This is a genomic window from Enterobacter huaxiensis (assembly GCF_003594935.2).
GTDB lineage: Bacteria > Pseudomonadota > Gammaproteobacteria > Enterobacterales > Enterobacteriaceae > Enterobacter > Enterobacter huaxiensis.
In genome coordinates this window covers 4,883,192-4,902,119 of the sequence record NZ_CP043342.1, presented here as the reverse complement: position 1 = coordinate 4,902,119, position 18,928 = coordinate 4,883,192, and the positions used below count along the sequence as shown (strand labels likewise).

Below are 18,928 nucleotides of genomic sequence, written 5' to 3'. Positions count from 1 at the left end.
GGCGGACTCCACTCGAACAATAAAAGAAAACTATTGAATATTCATGATTGTTGGCGCACATCGACATGACCCTGTGCAAAAGGGGGATGTGCGAATTGCTATCTGCAATTTTATCCTGACCAGGATCCTGGGATCCCGATCGGGACCGCGGATCATAGCGTAAACTGAGCCAGAGATCTTCTGTTTCTCACAGTTTCTTCCCGATTTATCCACAGGAAGATCCGAAACCGGGTAAGTGTAAACGATCCTGCCACCAGTGCCTCACGATTTAGGCCGCATATTGGAAAAATTAATGAGCACAGACAAATTATTGCTTAAATGATCTAACGAAGATCCGGGACGATCCTTGCGCTTTGTTCGGGAGGCCGTATAATCCTCGACCCGGCGCGTGATGCTCATCTTCCTGCGTCGTCCGTTGCTCATTTTCCACGCGAAATCGTGCGGAAATACGCGGGAAATAAGGAAAGAGAATTGACTCCGGAGTGTACAATTATTACAATCCGGCCTCTTTAATCACCCACGCTGAGGCGTTAGTCGTTCGAAACTCGTTCGGGTATACGCGAAAGTCAGTGAAATTATTCAAGTTTAGGTAGAAATCGCCATGAAACGCACTTTTCAACCGTCTGTACTGAAGCGCAACCGTTCTCACGGCTTCCGTGCTCGTATGGCTACTAAAAATGGTCGTCAGGTTCTGGCACGTCGTCGTGCTAAAGGCCGTTCTCGTCTGACCGTTTCCAAGTAATAAAGCTAACCCCTGAGTGGTTAAGCTAGCATTTCCCAGGGAGTTACGTTTGTTAACTCCCACTCATTTCACTTTCGTCTTCCAGCAGCCACAACGGGCTGGCACGCCGCAAATCACCATCCTCGGCCGCCAAAATTCGCTGGGGCATCCCCGCATCGGTCTCACAGTCGCCAAGAAAAATGTTAAGCGTGCGCATGAACGCAATCGGATTAAACGTCTGACGCGTGAAAGCTTCCGTTTACGTCAGCACGAACTGCCTTCAATGGATTTCGTGGTGGTGGCTAAAAAAGGGGTTGCCGACCTCGATAACCGTGCTCTCTCGGAAGCGTTGGAAAAATTATGGCGCCGCCACTGTCGCCTGGCTCCCGGGTCCTGATAGGCCTTATCAGGGTCTATCAGCGCCTGATTAGTCCGCTACTCGGGCCACATTGCCGTTTCACGCCAACGTGCTCAAGCTACGGAATTGAGGCATTGCGCAGGTTTGGAGTGATAAAAGGCAGTTGGTTGACGGTGAAACGCGTATTAAAATGCCACCCTTTACACCCAGGTGGAGACGACCCCGTCCCCCCAGGACCCTTTGATACCAGAGAACACTAACGATGGATTCGCAACGCAATCTTCTTATCATCGCTTTGTTGTTCGTGTCTTTCATGATCTGGCAGGCATGGGAACAGGATAAAAATCCTCAACCCCAGCAGCAGACCACGCAGACCACGACCACCGCAGCGGGTAGCGCCGCCGACCAGGGCGTACCGGCCAGTGGCCAGGGGAAACAGATTACGGTTAAGACCGATGTGCTTGAGCTGACTATCAACACCCGTGGTGGTGATGTTGAGCAGGCGCTGCTGTTGACCTACCCGAAAGAGCTGAAGTCTACCGAACCGTTCCAGTTACTGGAAACCACACCTGAGTTCCTGTATCAGGCTCAGAGCGGCCTGACCGGTCGTGATGGCCCGGATAACCCGGCTAACGGTGCGCGTCCGCTGTATAACGTCGAGAGTGATACCTTTGTACTGGCTGATGGCCAGAACGAACTCGCTATCCCGATGACCTATACCGATGCCGCGGGCAACACCTTCACCAAAACCTTCACCCTGAAACGCGGTGAGTATGCGGTGAACGTGGGCTATAGCGTACAGAACGCCGGTGCGAAACCGCTTGAAGTGTCGACCTTTGGTCAGCTGAAGCAGTCCATCAATCTGCCGTCTCACCGTGACACCGGAAGCAGCAACTTTGCGCTGCATACCTTCCGCGGCGCGGCGTACTCCACGCCGGATGCGAAGTACGAGAAATACAAATTCGACACCATTGCCGATAACGAAAACCTGAACGTCAGCTCCAAAGGCGGCTGGGTGGCAATGCTGCAACAGTATTTCGCGACTGCATGGATCCCGAATAACGACGGTACCAACAACTTCTACACCGCGAACCTCGGCAACGGTCTTGCAGCCATCGGCTACAAATCCCAGCCGGTTCTGGTACAGCCGGGTGAAACCGGTAAGCTGGCAAGCACCCTGTGGGTTGGCCCAGAAATTCAGGATAAAATGGCGGCCGTTGCGCCTCACCTGGATCTGACCGTTGATTACGGTTGGTTGTGGTTCATCTCCCAGCCGCTGTTTAAGCTGCTGAAGTTCATCCACAGCTTCGTGGGTAACTGGGGCTTCTCCATCATCATCATCACCTTCATCGTTCGTGGCATCATGTACCCGCTGACTAAAGCGCAGTACACCTCCATGGCGAAGATGCGTATGCTGCAGCCGAAGATTGCGGCGATGCGTGAGCGTCTGGGCGATGATAAACAGCGTCAGAGCCAGGAAATGATGGCCCTGTATAAAGCAGAGAAAGTGAACCCACTGGGTGGCTGCTTCCCGCTGCTGATTCAGATGCCAATCTTCCTTGCGCTGTACTACATGCTGATGGGTTCCGTTGAGCTGCGCCACGCGCCGTTTGCACTGTGGATCCATGACCTGTCTGCACAGGACCCGTACTACATCCTGCCGATCCTGATGGGCGTGACGATGTTCTTCATCCAGAAGATGTCTCCGACCACCGTGACCGACCCGATGCAGCAGAAGATCATGACCTTTATGCCGGTCATCTTCACCGTGTTCTTCCTGTGGTTCCCGTCAGGTCTGGTGCTGTACTATATCGTCAGCAACCTGGTGACCATCATCCAGCAGCAGCTGATTTACCGTGGTCTTGAGAAGCGTGGCCTGCATAGCCGCGAAAAGAAAAAGTCCTGATTCGGTAAGTTAACGCTAAAATAAGGGCGGTCGATTGACCGCCTTTTTTATTTGTATTGAACGAGACCAACCATGAGCCATAACGACACTATCGTCGCCCAGGCAACCCCACCGGGACGCGGTGGTGTAGGCATTCTGCGTATCTCCGGCCTGAAGGCGCGCGAGGTGGCCGAAGCGGTGCTGGGTAATCTGCCAAAGCCGCGCTACGCTGACTATCTACCGTTTAAAGACACCGACGGCACCCCGCTGGATCAGGGGATTGCGCTGTGGTTCCCCGGCCCAAACTCCTTTACCGGCGAAGACGTGCTGGAGCTGCAGGGCCACGGCGGGCCGGTTATCCTCGACCTGCTGTTAAAACGTATTCTGACGCTGCCGGGTCTGCGTATTGCGAAGCCGGGCGAGTTCTCCGAACGTGCTTTCCTCAACGATAAGCTCGACCTGGCGCAGGCCGAGGCGATTGCTGACCTGATCGACGCCAGTTCTGAACAGGCGGCCCGCTCCGCGCTGAACTCGCTGCAGGGCGCGTTCTCCGCTCGCGTAAATCACCTTGTGGAAGCACTTACTCACCTGCGTATCTACGTCGAAGCGGCTATCGACTTCCCGGACGAGGAGATCGACTTCCTCTCTGACGGCAAAATCGAAGCCCAGCTCAACCAGGTGATGAACGATCTCGACGCCGTCCGAGCCGAAGCGCGTCAGGGCAGCCTGCTGCGTGAGGGGATGAAGGTCGTGATTGCCGGTCGCCCTAACGCCGGTAAATCGAGCCTGCTGAACGCCCTGGCGGGCCGCGAGGCCGCTATCGTGACGGATATCGCCGGCACCACCCGCGACGTGCTGCGCGAGCATATTCACATCGACGGCATGCCGCTGCACATCATCGATACCGCCGGACTGCGCGACGCCAGCGACGAAGTGGAACGTATCGGTATTGAACGTGCATGGCAGGAGATCGAACAGGCCGACCGCGTGCTGTTTATGGTAGACGGCACCACGACCGACGCCGTCGACCCGGCGGACATCTGGCCAGACTTTATCGCCCGTCTCCCGGCGAAACTGCCGATCACCGTGGTGCGTAACAAAGCGGACGTTACCGGCGAAACGCTCGGTATCAGCGATGTGAACGGTCACTCACTGATTCGCCTGTCGGCGCGTACCGGCGAGGGCGTTGACGACCTGCGCAACCATCTCAAGCAGAGCATGGGCTTTGATACCAGCATGGAAGGCGGCTTCCTGGCGCGTCGCCGTCACCTGCAGGCGCTGGAAGAGGCGGCAAACCACCTTGTTCAGGGTAAAGCGCAGCTTCTCGGCGCATGGGCAGGCGAGCTGCTGGCGGAAGAGCTGCGCCTGGCGCAGCAGAACCTGAGCGAGATCACCGGGGAGTTTACGTCGGACGATCTGCTGGGAAGGATTTTCTCCAGCTTCTGTATTGGTAAGTAACACCCGCTATAAAAGGTGATTTCCTGCCAGGAAATCACCTTTGTCCAAATGGCAACTCGCCTAATCCTTTTTCACCCCCTATTCTGCATGCCTGCATCTATGGGGGTTCTATGGCTCGTTTTCTGTTTTGTAGTTTTGCGCTGGTACTGCTTTATCCGTCGGGCATTGATATGTATCTGGTGGGGCTGCCGCACATCGCCCGCGATTTGGGCGCCAGCGAAGCGCAGCTGCATATCGCGTTTTCGGCCTACCTCGCGGGGATGGCGTCATCGATGGTGTTTGCCGGGAAAATCGCGGATAAAGCGGGCCGCCAGCCTGTCGCCATTACAGGAGCCATCGTGTTCGCACTGGCTTCCGTGCTTTGCTCGCTGGCGCACGACAGCACGCTTTTCCTGAGCGGGCGTTTTATCCAGGGCATTGGTGCCGGCGGCTGCTACGTCGTGGCGTTTGCGATTTTGCGCGATACCTTAAGCGCCCAGCGCCGCGCCAAAGTGCTCTCAATGCTCAACGGCATAACCTGCATTATTCCGGTGCTGGCCCCCGTTGTGGGCTACCTGATCATGCTGAAATTCCCGTGGCAGAGCCTCTTCTGGACGATGGCGGCCATGGGTGCGCTGGTGTTTATCCTGTCTATCACCGTGCTGAGAGAGACCCATCCGGGTTCGCAGAATACGGGACACGCTGCCACTATTCACCCCGCCGAAAAGCTTCTTAACCGCTTTTTCCTCAGCCGTCTGGCCGTGACCACGCTGAGCGTGGCGGTGATCCTCACCTATGTAAACGTTTCCCCGGTGTTACTGATGGAGACGATGGGCTTCGATCGCGGCGAGTATTCCACCGTCATGGCGCTAACCGCGATGGTGAGCATGGCGGTCTCCTTCTCGACGCCGTTTGCCCTGAATATCTTCCGCCAGCGCACGCTGATGCTGACCTCACAGGTATTATTTCTGGCAGCGGGCGTGATTCTGGCAACAGCCAGCTCGCACGCACTCATGCTGGTGGGCATTACTCTGATCTGCGCCGGGTTCTCCGTCGGCTTTGGCGTAGCGATGAGCCAGGCGCTCGGCCCGTTCTCCCTGCGCGCAGGCGTCGCAAGCTCGGTACTGGGTATTGCGCAGGTCTGCGGTTCATCGCTGTGGATATGGCTGGCTGCCGTCATCGGCCTGAATGCACTGAATATGCTGATCGGGGTTCTCATTGGCTGTAGCATAGTGTGCATTACCTTACTTATGGTCATCCAGCCCGCGGCGCATTATGAAGAAGCCCATCAGCAGTCTCGATCTTAACCTCTTGCTTTGCCTGCAGCTTTTGCTGCAGGAGCGCAGCGTCACCAAAGCCGCAAAACGGATGAACGTGACGCCGTCCGCGGTGAGTAAATCGCTGGCAAAACTGCGCGACTGGTTTGAAGACCCGCTGTTTGTGAAGACGCCGTTAGGGCTGCTGCCAACCCCGCTGACGGTGAGCCTGGAGCAGGATCTGGCCGACTGGATGCAGATTGGCAACCAGATCCTCGACAAATTCCACCATGACTCCCCCGGCGGGCTGACGTTTGTGCTCGCCGCCGAAACGCCGCTGATGCTGATCCGCTTTAACGCCCTGCTGGAACAGGTGAATCAGCGCTATCCGCAGGCGACGGTGAAGATGCGCCACTGGGACTACGATTCGCTGGATGCCATAACGCGTGGGGAGGTGGATCTTGGCTTTACCGGACGTGAAACGCACCCGCGCTCCCGTGAGCTGCTGAAGCTGATGCCGTGGTTTATCGACTACGAAATCCTGTTCAGCGACCGTCCCTGCGTGTATCTGCGCGAAGACCACCCGGCGCTACAGGAAGCGTGGGATCTGGAGACGTTTCTGCGCTATCCGCATATCAGCATCTTTTGGGAACGCAGCGACACCTGGGCGCTCGATGAGGTGCTAAAAGAGATGGGACGTGAGCGTAATATCGCCATGTGCCTGCCGGGGTTCGAACAGGCGATGTTTATGGCGGCGCAGCCCGGCCATAACTATATCGCTACGGCGCCGCACTACTGCCACCACTATAATGAACTCCACCAGCGGAAGCTGATCGCGCTTCCTATTCCCATTGACGAAGCGCAGGCGGAAAAGCTGACCGTGCCCTTCACGCTAATCTGGCATAAACGCAACAGTCACAACCCCAAAATCGTCTGGCTGAGAGAGACAATCAAAGCGCTGTACGCCGCCCCGGGCCCCAGTTTTGCCTAAGAAAATGTAAAGTTTGGTCCTCAGGCTTCTCTTACTCCCATTTACTGATTAAAACAGAGGGTAAGTTAAGCGATAATGATGTAACCGTTTAACCGACTACGACCATTATCAAGGAGCGAAAAATGGCTACGCACTTTGCAAGAGGGTTGCTTACTGAAGGACGTCTCGTATCGGCCAGAATTTCTTCAGCCTGTCACAGTGAGGCGCTCAAACTTCCGGAACACCGCAGGACGCGGTTCTTAGCCTCCAGAGCACTTCTCGCTGAACTGTTATTTATGCTGTACGGCACCAGCGAACTGCCGGACATCATCACCCAACCTGAAGGCCGCCCGGTCTTTGCTGACCCGGATCTGCCCCGTTTTTCCATTGCCTATACTGGCAACATTATTGGCGTTGCGCTCACCACCGAAGGTGATTGCGGACTGGATATGGAGCTTCAGCGCGCGACGCGCGGCCTCCACGGCGCGAACCCGCACGAGGACTACCCGCTCTCCAGCAATGAGAAACTGTGGGTGCGCAATCAAAATGACCCCATCGAGGCCAGAGCCCAGCTCATTACCCTGCGCCAGAGCATTCGTAAACTCTGCGGCTGCGCGTCAGACGACGCTAGCCTGCTGCAGCTGCTGCCAGGCTCCGGACGCCTGCGTGCAACCAAAGCCACGCTGGTAGAAGCGCTCAGCGACGCAGAGGACGTATTGATTTGGTCGATTGCGGTGACCCCCGCGATTGAGCGCCTGAAGATCTGGGAATTTGACAGCAAACACGGATGGCGTAGCCTTCCTGATGTGCCCGAGCGCGCCAACGAACCCGCCGCTCGTCTGATGCGTTTAACCAGTTTACCGGCAGAAAAAGCATTCACCCTTAGCTGATCCATTCAGGGTCATCATGATGAAACAGGAGTAATCATGTCTGATACGTTGAAAGTTGTTACGTTACTGGGAAGCCTGCGCAAAGGTTCATTCAACGGGATGGTAGCCCGCACCCTGCCACAGCTGGCGCCAGCAGGAATGGAAATTGCCGCGCTGCCGTCCATTGGCGATATCCCGCTTTATGATGCTGACGTACAGCAGGAAGAAGGGTTCCCGCAGAGCGTGGAAGCGATTGCAGAGCAGATTCGCCAGGCTGACGGCGTGGTCATCGTGACCCCAGAGTATAACTACTCGGTGCCGGGTGGCCTGAAGAACGCCATTGACTGGCTGTCTCGCCTGCCGGAACAGCCGCTGTCCGGTAAACCGGTACTCATCCAGACCAGCTCCATGGGGGCGATTGGCGGCGCGCGCTGTCAGTATCACCTGCGCCAGATTCTGGTGTTCCTGGATGCGATGGTGATGAATAAGCCGGAATTTATGGGCGGTGTGATTCAGAACAAGGTCGACCCGCAGACGGGTGAAGTGGTGGATCAGAGCACGCGTGACCATCTGTCTGGCCAGCTGACGGCGTTTGGGGATTATATTAAGCGGGTTAAAGCCTGATAAAAAAGCCCGGTGGCGCTAGCGCTTACCGGGCCTACACTCGTCAGTAGGTCAGGTAAGCGAAGCGCCACCTGACAACACAAACCGCACCTCAGTGCGCGTCAATAAACACAATCTTCAGCACAAACAGCAGCGCCACAACGATCACGCACGGGCTGAGCTCGCGGAAGCGGCCGGTACCGACCTTCATCACGCAGTAAGAGATAAAGCCCAGCGCGATACCTTCGGTAATCGAGAAGCTGAACGGCATCATGACTGCGGTAATAAACGCCGGAACGGCTTCCGTCAAATCTTCCCACTTCACGCGCGCCAGGCTGGACGTCATCAGAACGCCTACGTAGATCAGCGCGCCTGCGGCCGCATACGGTGGGACCATCCCCGCCAGCGGAGACAGGAAAATCACCAGCAGGAACAGAAGGCCCACTACTACCGCCGTCAGGCCGGTACGGCCGCCAACGGAGACGCCCGAAGAGGACTCAATGTAAGCGGTCACAGAGGAGGTCCCGATGAAAGAACCTGCAACGGAGGAGACGCTATCTACAAACAGCGCCTGCTTCATACGCGGGAATTTACCTTTCTCATCCGCCAGACCGGCTTTATCGGTCACGCCGATCAGCGTACCGGAGGAGTCAAACAGGTTCACCAGCATGAAGGAGAAAATCACGCCCGCCAGACCGAGGTTAAACGACCCAGCCAGATCCACGTGACCAATAACGGTAGAGACGCTCGGTGGCGCTGAGACGATACCGTGGAACTGTACATCGCCCAGCATCCAGCCCAGCAGCGTGGTGACCACGATGGACACCAGCACCGCCGCGTGAATATTGCGGGACGCGAGGATGGCGATGATAAAGAAGCCCAGCACGCCCAGCAGCACGCTGTGAGAGGTCAGGTTGCCGATGCTCACCAGCGTTTCCGGGTTCGCCACGATCACCCCAGCGTTTTTCAGACCCATCATGCCGATGAACAGGCCGATACCGCTGGTGATGCCCACGCGCAGGCTCACCGGGATATTGGCAATCATCCAGTAGCGCACGCGGAAGATGGTCAGCAGCAGCAGGCCAACGGCGCCCCAGAAGATAGCGCCCATGCCAACCTGCCACGGCAGGCCCATCGCCTGAACGACCACGAACGCGAAGAAGGCATTCAGACCCATTGCCGGGGCGAGCGCCACAGGCAGGTTAGCGAATACGCCCATCAGAATGCTGCCAAGCGCAGCAATCAGGCAGGTAGTCACAAAGACGGCGCTGGTATCCATGCCAGCAACGCCCAGAATTTGCGGGTTAACAAAAACGATATACACCATCGTCAGGAAGGTGGTGAAACCGGCGATCACTTCGGTGCGTGCCGTTGTGCCGTGCTCGCGCAGTTTGAACACGCGCTCAAGCAGACCCTGACCAGATGTCTGGGTATTGTGTTGTTGACTCATCATCAATTTCCGAACAAGGAGGGAAAATTCGTCGCTATCCTATACCAAAATGCGACAATAGTGGCGGTTATGAGATACTTTTTTCATTGATTTTGCTTATACGGCAACGATTGCGTCTCGTTAAACTGCCGTACGAAAACGTTAAACTTGTTAAAAGGGAAAGGCATGTCCGGAATTGAAGCGGTATTTTTCGACTGCGACGGTACGCTGGTCGACAGTGAGGTCATTTGTTCCCGCGCGTATGTCGCCATGTTCCAGGAATTTGGCATTGCGCTCGATCTCGACGAGGTGTTCAAACGCTTTAAGGGCGTGAAGCTGTACGAGATCATCGACATCATTAACGAAGAGCACGGGGTCTTCCTGGCGAAAGCCGATCTGGAACCCGTTTACCGCGCCGAGGTCGCACGCCTCTTCGACTCGGAGCTGGAGGTCATTTCCGGCGCAAACGCGCTGCTTGATGCGATGACGGTGCCCATTTGCGTGGTCTCTAACGGCCCGGTCAGCAAAATGCAGCACTCGCTGGGCAAGCTGGAGATGTTGCATCACTTCCCGGAAAAACTGTTCAGCGGCTACGATATCCAGCGCTGGAAGCCAGACCCGGCACTGATGTTCCATGCAGCGAAGGCGATGAACGTCAACGTAGAAAACTGCATTCTGGTGGATGACTCGTCTGCGGGAGCGCAGTCGGGGATTGATGCGGGCATGGAGGTGTTTTACTTCTGCGCCGATCCGCACAACAAGCCGATCGATCATCCCAAAGTGACGACCTTTACCGATCTGGCGCAGCTGCCTGAATTGTGGAAGGCACGCGGGTGGAATATTACTCGCTGAGTTTTCCCCTCACCCCGACCCTCTCCCCAGGGGAGAGGGAGAAAACCGAATTGTCCCCTCTCCCTGTGGGAGAGGGTTAGGGTGAGGGTAAAAATCACTCTTTCGGATCTTTACCCGCCAGCAGCTTGTCCAGCTCGTCGCCGCCCACGTGACGGAAGTCCTGACCCTTCACGAAGTAGAAGATGTATTCACAAATGTTCTGGCAGCGGTCGCCGATACGCTCGATTGAGCGCGCGCAGAACAGCGCGGTCAGCACGCTTGGGATGGTACGGGAATCTTCCATCATGTAGGTCATCAGCTGTCGCACGATGCCTTCGTACTCCTGATCGACTTTCTTGTCTTCACGGTAGATACGCACCGCTTCGTCCAGATCCATACGCGCAAAAGCATCCAGCACGTCGTGCAGCATCTGCACGGTGTGGCGGCCCAGCGACTCCAGGCTGACCAGCAGCGGCTGGTGCTGCTGAGAGAACTTCTCCAGCGCCGTACGGCAGATTTTATCCGCAACGTCACCAATACGTTCCAGCTCGGCGATGGTTTTAATGATCGCCATCACCAGACGCAGGTCGCTCGCCGTCGGCTGACGCTTGGCGATAATACGCACGCAGGCCTCGTCGATAGCGACTTCCATCATGTTGACGTTTTTGTCGCCTTCAATAACGCGCTTCGCCAGCTCGCTGTCCTGGTTGTGCATCGCCGTAATCGCATCAGATAGCTGCTGCTCGACCATGCCGCCCATGGTCATCACCTGGGTACGAATGCTTTCCAGCTCTGCGTTAAACTGGCCGGAAATGTGTTTATTAAGATTGAGGTTGTCCATGGTTTCTCCACATGCACTAAGGCAAATCAACCGTAGCGGCCAGTAATGTAATCTTCGGTTTGTTTCTTCGCGGGCCTGGTGAACAGCGCGTCCGTATCGCTGAACTCAATCAATTCGCCCAGGTACATAAACGCCGTGTGATCGGAACAACGCGCAGCCTGCTGCATGTTGTGGGTAACGATAACCACGGTGTAATCCTGCTTCAGCTCGGTGATCAGCTCTTCAATACGACCGGTTGAGATCGGGTCCAGCGCCGAGCACGGCTCATCCAGCAGCAGCACTTCCGGGCGAATGGCGATACCGCGCGCAATACACAGACGCTGCTGCTGACCACCGGAGAGAGAGTACCCGCTCTGGTGCAACTTATCTTTGGTTTCGTTCCATAATGCGGCCTTGGTCAACGCCCACTGCACGCGCTCGTCCATATCCGTACGGGAAAGCTTTTCAAACAGACGCACGCCAAAGGCGATGTTGTCATAAATCGACATCGGGAAGGGCGTCGGTTTCTGAAACACCATGCCCACTTTCGCGCGCAGCAGGGCGATATCCTGGGCATGGGTCAGAATGTTTTCGCCGTCGAGGATGATTTCACCCTCGGCGCGCTGCTCCGGATAGAGCGAATACATCTTGTTAAAGGTGCGCAGCAGCGTGGATTTACCACAGCCAGACGGACCGATGAATGCCGTGACCTGGTTCTTCGCGATATCCAGGTTGATATTCTTCAGGGCATGGAATTTGCCGTAGTAGAAGTTCAAATCACGAACCTGAATCTTACCCGGGGCAGTATCAACCATACTCATTGACTCATTTCCTCATTCGACGCCGCGAGCTGCCGCGCCGTAAAAAATTAACCGTGTTTCTTCTTCGCGAAAATGACGCGCGCCAGAATGTTCAGCAACAGTACGCAAAGGGTGATGATCAGCACCCCGGCCCAGGCCAGCTGCTGCCATTCCACGAATGGGCTCATCGCAAATTTAAAGATTGTCACCGGCAGGTTGGCAATCGGCTGCATCATGTCCGTGCTCCAGAACTGGTTGGAGAGCGACGTAAACAGCAGCGGCGCCGTTTCACCCGCAATACGCGCAACGGCCAGCAGGATGCCGGTCATAATCCCGGAGATTGACGCTTTTAGCGTAATCGCGGAGATCATCTTCCATTTCGGGGTGCCCAGGGCGTAAGCCGCTTCACGCAGGCTGTCCGGCACCAGCTTCAGCATATTTTCGGTGGTTCGGATTACAATCGGCACCTGCAGCAGCGCCAGGGCAATAACCCCCGCCCAGCCGGAGAAGTGCTGCATCTGCGCCACCACAACGGTGTAAACGAACAGACCGACAACGATAGACGGTGCGGACAGCAGAATATCGTTGATGAAGCGAATAACTTCAGCCAGCCATGATTTACGTCCGTACTCCGCCAGGTAGATACCCGCCATGATGCCGAGCGGGGTACCGAAGACCGTCGCCCACAGGATCAGCAGGCCGCTTCCCGCCAGCGCGTTCGCCAGACCACCGCCCGCCGTGTTCGGCGGCGGCGTCATTTCGGTGAACAGCGCCAGCGACATTCCGTCGATGCCGCGAACCACCGTCGAGAACAGGATCCACACCAGCCAGAACAGACCGAATGCCATCGTCCCCATTGAGAGCGTCAGCGCGATACGGTTTTTAATGCGGCGCTTTGCCTGCATTTTGCGGCGGGATTCCGCCAGCTCGGTGGTGTTTTGCATGTCGAGAGTCGCCATTAGCGTGCCCCCTCATTTTTAGCAAGACGCATAACCATCAGCTTGGAAATCGCCAGAACAATGAAGGTGATAACAAACAGGATCAGGCCCAGCTCCATCAGCGCCGCAACGTGCAGCCCGGATTCCGCTTCGGCGAATTCGTTCGCCAGCGCAGAGGTAATACTGTTACCCGGCATAAACAGCGATACGCTGTCGAGCTGGTAGGTGTTACCGATGATAAAGGTTACCGCCATGGTTTCACCCAGCGCGCGGCCCAATCCCAGCATGACGCCCCCGATCACCCCATTTTTGGTGAACGGAAGAACGATGCGCCAGATAACTTCCCAGGTGGTGCAGCCGATGCCGTAGGCCGACTCTTTCATCATCACCGGGGTTTGTTCGAAGACATCGCGCATAACCGCCGCAATGTACGGAATAATCATGATGGCGAGGATCACGCCAGCCGCCAGAATACCGATGCCGAATGCCGGGCCTGCGAACAGCGCGCCTACAAACGGAATGGCAGAGAGGACATTACCGACCGGCTCCTGGAAGTAGGTTGCAAACAGCGGAGCGAAGATGAACAGGCCCCACATGCCGTAAACGATACTCGGAATGGCTGCCAGCAGTTCGATGGCGATGCCAAGCGGGCGTCGCAGCCAGCCAGGCGCCAGCTCCGTCAGGAACAGGGCAATACCAAAGCTCACCGGAACCGCAATCAGCAGCGCGATGAATGAGGTCACCAGCGTGCCGTAGATCGGCACCAGCGCACCAAAAACTTCGTTCGGCGCGTCCCACTCTTTGGTCCACAGGAAGGAGAAACCGAATTTCTGGATGCTCGGCCACGAGGAGAAAATCAGAGACACGATAATGCCGCCCAGCAGCAATAGCACAATCAGCGCAGCCAGTTTCACCAGCGCGCTGAAAATCATGTCACCTTTTTTACCCGGAGGGTTAAATGCAGGCTTGGTTGCAGCCATAAATTACTCTTCTGTTTGAGACGTTTTTACGAATATGCCCGGTGGCGCTAACGCTTACCGGGCCTACAGGATGAACCGTAGGGCGGGTAAGCGCAGCGCCACCCGCCATCTTCGTTAAATATTTCCTGTTAGTACAGCGCTTTACCGCTGCTGTCTTTCACGTTGGTTTTCCATGCAGCACGAATCTGCTCAACCACGCTGTCCGGCAGGCTGGCGTAATCCAGGTCATTCGCCTGTTTGCCGCCGTTTTTGTATGCCCAGTCGAAGAACTTCAGTACTTCAGCACCCTGCTCAGGCTTCTTCTGCTCTTTGTGAACCAGAATGAAGGTGGTAGAGGTGATTGGCCACGCCTCGTCGCCTTTCTGGTTAGTCAGATCCTGCGCGAAGGATTTGCTCCAGTCAGCGCCTTTGGCGGCGTTGGCGAAGTTCTCTTCGGTCGGGCTAACCGGTTTGCCGTCGGCAGACACCAGTTTGGTGTAGGCCAGATTGTTCTGCTTAGCGTATGCGTATTCTACATAACCGATGGAGCCCGGCAGACGCTGTACGAACGCGGCGATACCGTCGTTGCCTTTACCGCCCAGACCGGTTGGCCAGTTAACGGTAGAGCCGGCGCCAATTTTAGACTTCCACTCTTCGTTGACTTTCGCCAGGTAGCTGGTGAAGACGAAGGAGGTACCAGAACCGTCAGCGCGACGCACCACAGCGATGTTCTGCGAAGGCAGCTTAACGCCCGGGTTCAGTTTGGTGATGGCTTCGTCATCCCATTTTTTGATTTTGCCCAGGTAGATGTCGCCCAGGGTTTTGCCGTCCAGCACCAGCTCGCCTGACTTCAGGCCAGGGATGTTAACAGCCAGCACAACGCCGCCGATTACGGTCGGGAACTGGAACAGGCCTTCCTGATTCAGTTTTTCATCAGACAGAGGGGCATCTGACGCGCCGAAATCAACGGTGTTAGCGGTAATTTGTTTTACGCCACCGGAGGAGCCGATACCCTGATAGTTAACCTTGTTGCCGGTTTCTTTCTGGTAGGTATCTGCCCATTTGGCATACACCGGCGCAGGGAATGTTGCACCAGCGCCAGTCAGGCTTGCTGCTGCAAATGCAGAGAAAGCGCTCATCGATAAGGTCGCGGCGACAACAGTTGCGACAGTGGTACGCATAACTTTCATAATGTCTCCTGCAAGGATTTCGTAAATCATTGTTTAAGTGGCTACGATGAGCAAAATAGGACAAACAGGTGACAGATAAATGTACGAAATATGACAGTTTTATGACAATGCAAAATGAAAGATTAACCCATTGAAAGAAAGCGTTTTTTATTCAGCTTAGTGTCATATTTTTGTCACAGTAATACCTATAAGCCTGGTGCAAAAGGCTGAAAATGACAACGGCTGTCATAAACAGCCGTTGGAGGATTAGTGTTCAATTTCGAGGGTAACGGTCGCATAAGCTTCAAAGGCGCCCGGTTTGGGCTGGGCCCCCGTTGCACTGGCAGGCGCGGCGGAAAAGGTGAGCGAATTGTTTTCGGCACCACCTGTGTTTATTCCCCTGTCCATATCCATTTTTCCGCCATTCACATTGACCTGACGATCCCACTTGTCGTACACGGTGATGCCCACGTCATCGTTGCCGTTGACTTTCATCATCATCGCATCTGCATCGACAGGGTCGGCGCGGAAGGTAGAATAGACAATATTTTCATTCAGCATGCCCGTACACTGCACCTGAATCGTCTTTTTCACCTTGCGACCGCTCACGGCAGCGCCTTTGGTGGAGGAAAAGTCAGTGGCAGGGATTTTGCCGAAATCAATTTCCAGCGTCTGGCCCGGGGCGATCTCACAGTTCTGTGGAACCACGATATCACCGACGATTCTTATTTCCGCCATTTTGTCTGTGCTGGCAGTGGAGGAAGCCTCGTCCAGCCCGCCATAGAGATCGGCCACCACCGTGCCGGGTACGCTAATCCGGCCAATAAACGGCTTATTAATTAAAAAGGAGACCTGTATTTTTGACCCTGTATCCAGGGTGACCTCATCCCCCTCTTCGCCCGGCGCATAGCAATAGGTCCCATGGGTCATTTTGTTTGGTTCAGCAGTGAATGGGACAGGAATGAAATCCCTCCCAAGAACCTGTACGGACGTAGCAATGCTGAGATTGTCACTGAGTCGGTAATAGGTGTAGCCGTTTATTACCCGGTCCGTGCTCAACGTTGACCGCGCGGTGTAGTACATCGTGCGAAATGTTGTTGTAAAATGGGTCAGGCAATCACATTGAGCCTTGTAGGTCGTGGATGCGGACAACGTTTCCAGATCTCTCACCTCTGTACTGGCTTTATTTTTATCCGCCGGAATCTGTTTGCCGTTTAAGTTAAGATTATAGATGTTGGCTCCCCCCACCGTATGGCATATGCCATCGCCAGTCGTGTAGGCCTTGCATACCGGCGTCATAAGCATCGTCAGCGCGGTTAAAAATAGCTGTGTCCTGAATTTCATGTCATTTCCCTATTGGCATACTGCCGATACCTGTACCAGCCCAACCCCTTCAGGCTGGCGAAGGCGATAGTTAACCGGGCAGGCGATCGCTGCTTTATCTGCGCCCCATGTCAGTACAAACGCGCCCTCCTCTGGCATTCCAGAGAGATAGAGCTCTCCATTTTCACCGGCAATGCCGCTTACGGTGCCCGTTGACAGATTTGCCGTGGCCATTGCGCCAAACGGTACGGGTTTCCCGTTCTTTTGCCTCACGCTAAACAGGACGCGATAGCCCACGTGAGTGGCAAACTCCGCTCGTACTACCGCGCCGCGCGTCGGGATGACGCTGAGTATGCTGTTATCAATTTCAACGTTGGCCTTCGCAAAATAGTCACTGTCTATCTCTACCCTGTTTTCATCATAAGCGTTGAGCTGAGTCTGCACCGTGTAGCCACGCCAGTCCGTCGCTTTACCGGTGCCGTTTTCCAGCCCCAACCCGGCAGCACCGGGGGCTTTCACCAGCGCTACGGTTTCGCCCATCTCTTGCGAGAATGTTATCCCGTCGCCGTGCGCCAGAACTCCACCCTTAACACCATAATTAAGCCGCTGATTATCCTGGTTATAGTCGTAACTGGCGTTCACCGAACCATAGGTACCGTCATACCCCATTCCTGCACTGCTGTTGTATGCATCGTCATCCGCATCATAAGACTGCTGTACGTTCCAGGAGAGGTTATGCGCATCCAGCGCAGTACCGCTCAACCCAACCTGATGCATGCCTTTTCCATGATTATTCTGCGTAAAGCCGTAGTTGACGTAACTGTCATGCAGCCAGCCTGAAAGCGGTACGGAGAGCGACAGCATAAAAATTTGTTCGCTCTGCGGGCTGTTGCGGGAATCGTTGTCTGAGGTGTTATAGGCAGACGTGAGTGAATCGGTGTAGTTCCAGGAGACGTTCCACGAAATATTGCGCCAGTAATTGCTATAGCCCAGCTGCACCAGACGCTCGACTTCGTTCGTTTTCCAGTACTGCTGGCGGCTCAGCGTCAGATAGATATTTCCCATCCCGTCGCCGAAGCTTTGCGTCCATGTCCCTTCCAGCCGGCTACGGCGGTTACCCGTGGTCCAGAAATCACCGTCATTATTCTGGCGAGATGCCCACTCGTTCAGGGTGTAGTAGCCCTGTGTGGAGTATCGGTACCCGACCAAACGAAACGTGGTATTGGTATCATCAAAACGTTTGGAGTAAAGAAAACGGTAGGATTGCCCGCTCTCGTCCTCGCTATCTTCAAACTGAGCGCGAGCATGCGTAACGTCCACAGAAATAGCCCCAAGCGATCCCATATCTTTCCCCAGCCCCATCGCGGCGGAAGTATAGTCACTTGCAGCCTGCACGCCGCCGTACAAGGTCACGCCCGCAGGCAAACCACGTAAAACCTGCGCCTGGAAGAGGGTCGGCTGGAAGTCGTTTTGATCGCGCAGTTCTCCTACGCTGAGATCGACATCGGTTTGGTCTTCACGCTTCAGGATCGCCAGCGAGGCGTAAGGCTGAGTAAAATGTTGCTCGCTACCGTCCTCCTCTTTGATGGTGACATCAAGGTCGCCACCTGAATTGGTCGTGTTTAAATCCTTGAGCGCAAACGCCCCCTGCGGCACGGCCGACTGGTAAATGATGTAGCCATTTTGCCGCACAATAACCGTGGCGTTGCTTTTCGCAACACCACGCACCACTGGTGCAAATCCTGTCAGGCTCGAAGGCAGCATGTCATCGTCAGTATAGAGACGCATACCGCGCACCTGCGTACCGTCAAATACCTCGCTCGCCGTCCACGTGTCTCCCAGCATGATTTGGCTGCGCAATGCTGCAATATTACGCTGCACGTAGGTACTAATTGAATGGTAACTGGAGTGCCCATCCGTAACGTTCAGCGTACTGTAGTTGCGTAAACGCCATGCCCCCAGGTTGGCACCGTTGCGCAGGTTGAGATAATAAAAATCATCTTTATCCCCCTCGCTGGCGTGCACCGTGCTTGAGCCGGAAAAATCATAGTTCACCATGAGCGCATTGATGCCCTCATCCCAGCGTGAAGGGCTGATAAACCCACGTGCAGCAACATCAATATAAATTTGCGGAAGAGTGACGTTGAGCTGGAGCTTATCGGTATCGAATGTCCATGTTGATCCCGGTACAAGCGGCGCGGGATCCAGACAGGTTTTTTCATCAATATCGTTAAGCGCCTTAATTGCAGCGACTTTGACGCCCAGTTCAGCAAGCACGGTTTTAACGTTAGAAAAGCAAGGATGCAGACTGCGGGTTGCCGTATCCTCACTAAAGGATACATCCCGACGGTCAACGTATTCGCCGTTAACCTGGATATCAACCTTATAGATCCCCGCAGGCAGGTTATTCGCGCGGTTAAACTGGTGAATATCGATATCCACCGGATGATCAATTTCAAGAAGCGCAGGGTTGAACATATCCCTGGCAGTTGCTTCGCTGGATAAACCAAGAAACACCCCTGAAGCAAGCGCGATGAAAAAACGGGAACACTCCATAAAA

At 55.2% G+C, this 18,928-nt stretch carries 18 protein-coding genes; 10 read left to right on the top strand and 8 right to left on the bottom strand.

The window, feature by feature from the left end; translation table 11 throughout:
• Window positions 1-601: 601 nt before the first annotated feature.
• The 9 genes from rpmH (at window position 602) to D5067_RS23265 (ending at window position 8,120) form a co-directional block, all read left to right on the top strand.
• Window positions 602-742: a 50S ribosomal protein L34 gene (gene rpmH / locus D5067_RS23305; RefSeq protein ID WP_003849659.1), complete on the top strand. Its 141-nt coding sequence runs from the start codon at window positions 602-604 to the stop codon at window positions 740-742.
• 16 nt (window positions 743-758) lie between these two features.
• Entirely contained in the window at window positions 759-1,118 is a 360-nt protein-coding gene (gene rnpA / locus D5067_RS23300; RefSeq protein ID WP_064324212.1) for a ribonuclease P protein component, read from the top strand.
• Window positions 1,082-1,339, top strand: coding sequence for a membrane protein insertion efficiency factor YidD (gene yidD, locus D5067_RS23295; RefSeq protein ID WP_015585463.1), 258 nt, complete (start codon window positions 1,082-1,084; stop codon window positions 1,337-1,339). The genes rnpA and yidD overlap by 37 nt, the downstream gene beginning before the upstream one ends.
• Window positions 1,340-1,341: 2 nt before the next feature.
• Window positions 1,342-2,985, top strand: coding sequence for a membrane protein insertase YidC (gene yidC / locus D5067_RS23290; RefSeq protein WP_119936467.1), 1,644 nt, complete (start codon window positions 1,342-1,344; stop codon window positions 2,983-2,985).
• 72 nt (window positions 2,986-3,057) lie between these two features.
• Window positions 3,058-4,422, top strand: a complete 1,365-nt coding sequence (gene mnmE / locus D5067_RS23285; protein ID WP_119936468.1) for a tRNA uridine-5-carboxymethylaminomethyl(34) synthesis GTPase MnmE — start codon at window positions 3,058-3,060, stop codon at window positions 4,420-4,422.
• A gap of 110 nt (window positions 4,423-4,532) precedes the next feature.
• Complete coding sequence (locus D5067_RS23280) at window positions 4,533-5,708, top strand: MFS transporter (RefSeq protein WP_119936469.1); 1,176 nt, start codon at window positions 4,533-4,535, stop codon at window positions 5,706-5,708.
• Window positions 5,677-6,648 (top strand): HTH-type transcriptional regulator YidZ, encoded by a 972-nt coding sequence (yidZ, locus tag D5067_RS23275; RefSeq protein WP_119936470.1) that lies wholly within the window; start codon window positions 5,677-5,679, stop codon window positions 6,646-6,648. The genes D5067_RS23280 and yidZ overlap by 32 nt, the downstream gene beginning before the upstream one ends.
• 122 nt (window positions 6,649-6,770) lie before the next feature.
• Entirely contained in the window at window positions 6,771-7,517 is a 747-nt protein-coding gene (locus tag D5067_RS23270; RefSeq protein WP_119936471.1) for a 4'-phosphopantetheinyl transferase family protein, read from the top strand.
• A gap of 36 nt (window positions 7,518-7,553) precedes the next feature.
• The gene (locus D5067_RS23265) at window positions 7,554-8,120 is read left to right on the top strand and encodes an NADPH-dependent FMN reductase (protein WP_119936472.1); all 567 of its coding nucleotides are present in this window, start codon (window positions 7,554-7,556) and stop codon (window positions 8,118-8,120) included.
• Between the two features lie 91 nt (window positions 8,121-8,211).
• Here D5067_RS23265 and adeP read toward each other — a convergent pair whose 3' ends face one another.
• Window positions 8,212-9,549, bottom strand: a complete 1,338-nt coding sequence (gene adeP / locus D5067_RS23260) for an adenine permease AdeP (RefSeq protein ID WP_160117940.1) — start codon at window positions 9,547-9,549, stop codon at window positions 8,212-8,214.
• Between the two features lie 165 nt (window positions 9,550-9,714).
• Between adeP and yieH the strand changes: the two genes are divergently transcribed.
• The gene (yieH, locus tag D5067_RS23255) at window positions 9,715-10,380 is read left to right on the top strand and encodes a 6-phosphogluconate phosphatase (protein ID WP_119936474.1); all 666 of its coding nucleotides are present in this window, start codon (window positions 9,715-9,717) and stop codon (window positions 10,378-10,380) included.
• 94 nt (window positions 10,381-10,474) lie between these two features.
• Here the strand turns inward: yieH and phoU are convergent, their stop codons facing one another.
• From phoU to D5067_RS23220, 7 genes are all read right to left on the bottom strand, one after another.
• Window positions 10,475-11,200, bottom strand: coding sequence for a phosphate signaling complex protein PhoU (phoU, locus tag D5067_RS23250; RefSeq protein WP_008500182.1), 726 nt, complete (start codon window positions 11,198-11,200; stop codon window positions 10,475-10,477).
• Between the two features lie 26 nt (window positions 11,201-11,226).
• Window positions 11,227-12,000, bottom strand: a complete 774-nt coding sequence (gene pstB / locus D5067_RS23245) for a phosphate ABC transporter ATP-binding protein PstB (protein ID WP_119936475.1) — start codon at window positions 11,998-12,000, stop codon at window positions 11,227-11,229.
• Window positions 12,001-12,047: 47 nt separating this feature from the next.
• On the bottom strand, window positions 12,048-12,938 hold the full coding sequence (gene pstA, locus D5067_RS23240; protein ID WP_119936476.1) for a phosphate ABC transporter permease PstA: 891 nt from the start codon (window positions 12,936-12,938) through the stop codon (window positions 12,048-12,050).
• On the bottom strand, window positions 12,938-13,897 hold the full coding sequence (gene pstC, locus D5067_RS23235) for a phosphate ABC transporter permease PstC (RefSeq protein WP_119936477.1): 960 nt from the start codon (window positions 13,895-13,897) through the stop codon (window positions 12,938-12,940). The genes pstA and pstC overlap by 1 nt, the downstream gene beginning before the upstream one ends.
• Before the next feature lie 128 nt (window positions 13,898-14,025).
• The gene (gene pstS, locus D5067_RS23230; RefSeq protein ID WP_119936478.1) at window positions 14,026-15,066 is read right to left on the bottom strand and encodes a phosphate ABC transporter substrate-binding protein PstS; all 1,041 of its coding nucleotides are present in this window, start codon (window positions 15,064-15,066) and stop codon (window positions 14,026-14,028) included.
• A 246-nt stretch (window positions 15,067-15,312) separates the two neighbouring features.
• On the bottom strand, window positions 15,313-16,389 hold the full coding sequence (gene stgD, locus D5067_RS23225; RefSeq protein WP_119936479.1) for a fimbrial protein StgD: 1,077 nt from the start codon (window positions 16,387-16,389) through the stop codon (window positions 15,313-15,315).
• Window positions 16,390-16,398: 9 nt separating this feature from the next.
• Window positions 16,399-18,924 (bottom strand): fimbria/pilus outer membrane usher protein, encoded by a 2,526-nt coding sequence (locus D5067_RS23220; RefSeq protein ID WP_119936480.1) that lies wholly within the window; start codon window positions 18,922-18,924, stop codon window positions 16,399-16,401.
• Between the last annotated feature and the right edge of the window lie 4 nt (window positions 18,925-18,928).

Bases quoted from the DNA above. Each gene is read 5' to 3' on its own strand.
- rpmH (WP_003849659.1), top strand. From the start codon at position 602: ATGAAACGCACTTTTCAACCGTCTGTACTGAAGCGCAACCGTTCTCAC.
- yidD (WP_015585463.1), top strand. From the start codon at position 1,082: ATGGCGCCGCCACTGTCGCCTGGCTCCCGGGTCCTGATAGGCCTTATC.
- yidC (WP_119936467.1), top strand. From the start codon at position 1,342: ATGGATTCGCAACGCAATCTTCTTATCATCGCTTTGTTGTTCGTGTCT.
- mnmE (WP_119936468.1), top strand. From the start codon at position 3,058: ATGAGCCATAACGACACTATCGTCGCCCAGGCAACCCCACCGGGACGC.
- D5067_RS23280 (WP_119936469.1), top strand. From the start codon at position 4,533: ATGGCTCGTTTTCTGTTTTGTAGTTTTGCGCTGGTACTGCTTTATCCG.
- yidZ (WP_119936470.1), top strand. From the start codon at position 5,677: ATGAAGAAGCCCATCAGCAGTCTCGATCTTAACCTCTTGCTTTGCCTG.
- D5067_RS23270 (WP_119936471.1), top strand. From the start codon at position 6,771: ATGGCTACGCACTTTGCAAGAGGGTTGCTTACTGAAGGACGTCTCGTA.
- D5067_RS23265 (WP_119936472.1), top strand. From the start codon at position 7,554: ATGTCTGATACGTTGAAAGTTGTTACGTTACTGGGAAGCCTGCGCAAA.
- adeP (WP_160117940.1), bottom strand. From the start codon at position 9,549: ATGAGTCAACAACACAATACCCAGACATCTGGTCAGGGTCTGCTTGAG.
- yieH (WP_119936474.1), top strand. From the start codon at position 9,715: ATGTCCGGAATTGAAGCGGTATTTTTCGACTGCGACGGTACGCTGGTC.
- phoU (WP_008500182.1), bottom strand. From the start codon at position 11,200: ATGGACAACCTCAATCTTAATAAACACATTTCCGGCCAGTTTAACGCA.
- pstB (WP_119936475.1), bottom strand. From the start codon at position 12,000: ATGAGTATGGTTGATACTGCCCCGGGTAAGATTCAGGTTCGTGATTTG.
- pstA (WP_119936476.1), bottom strand. From the start codon at position 12,938: ATGGCGACTCTCGACATGCAAAACACCACCGAGCTGGCGGAATCCCGC.
- pstC (WP_119936477.1), bottom strand. From the start codon at position 13,897: ATGGCTGCAACCAAGCCTGCATTTAACCCTCCGGGTAAAAAAGGTGAC.
- pstS (WP_119936478.1), bottom strand. From the start codon at position 15,066: ATGAAAGTTATGCGTACCACTGTCGCAACTGTTGTCGCCGCGACCTTA.
- stgD (WP_119936479.1), bottom strand. From the start codon at position 16,389: ATGAAATTCAGGACACAGCTATTTTTAACCGCGCTGACGATGCTTATG.
- D5067_RS23220 (WP_119936480.1), bottom strand. From the start codon at position 18,924: ATGGAGTGTTCCCGTTTTTTCATCGCGCTTGCTTCAGGGGTGTTTCTT.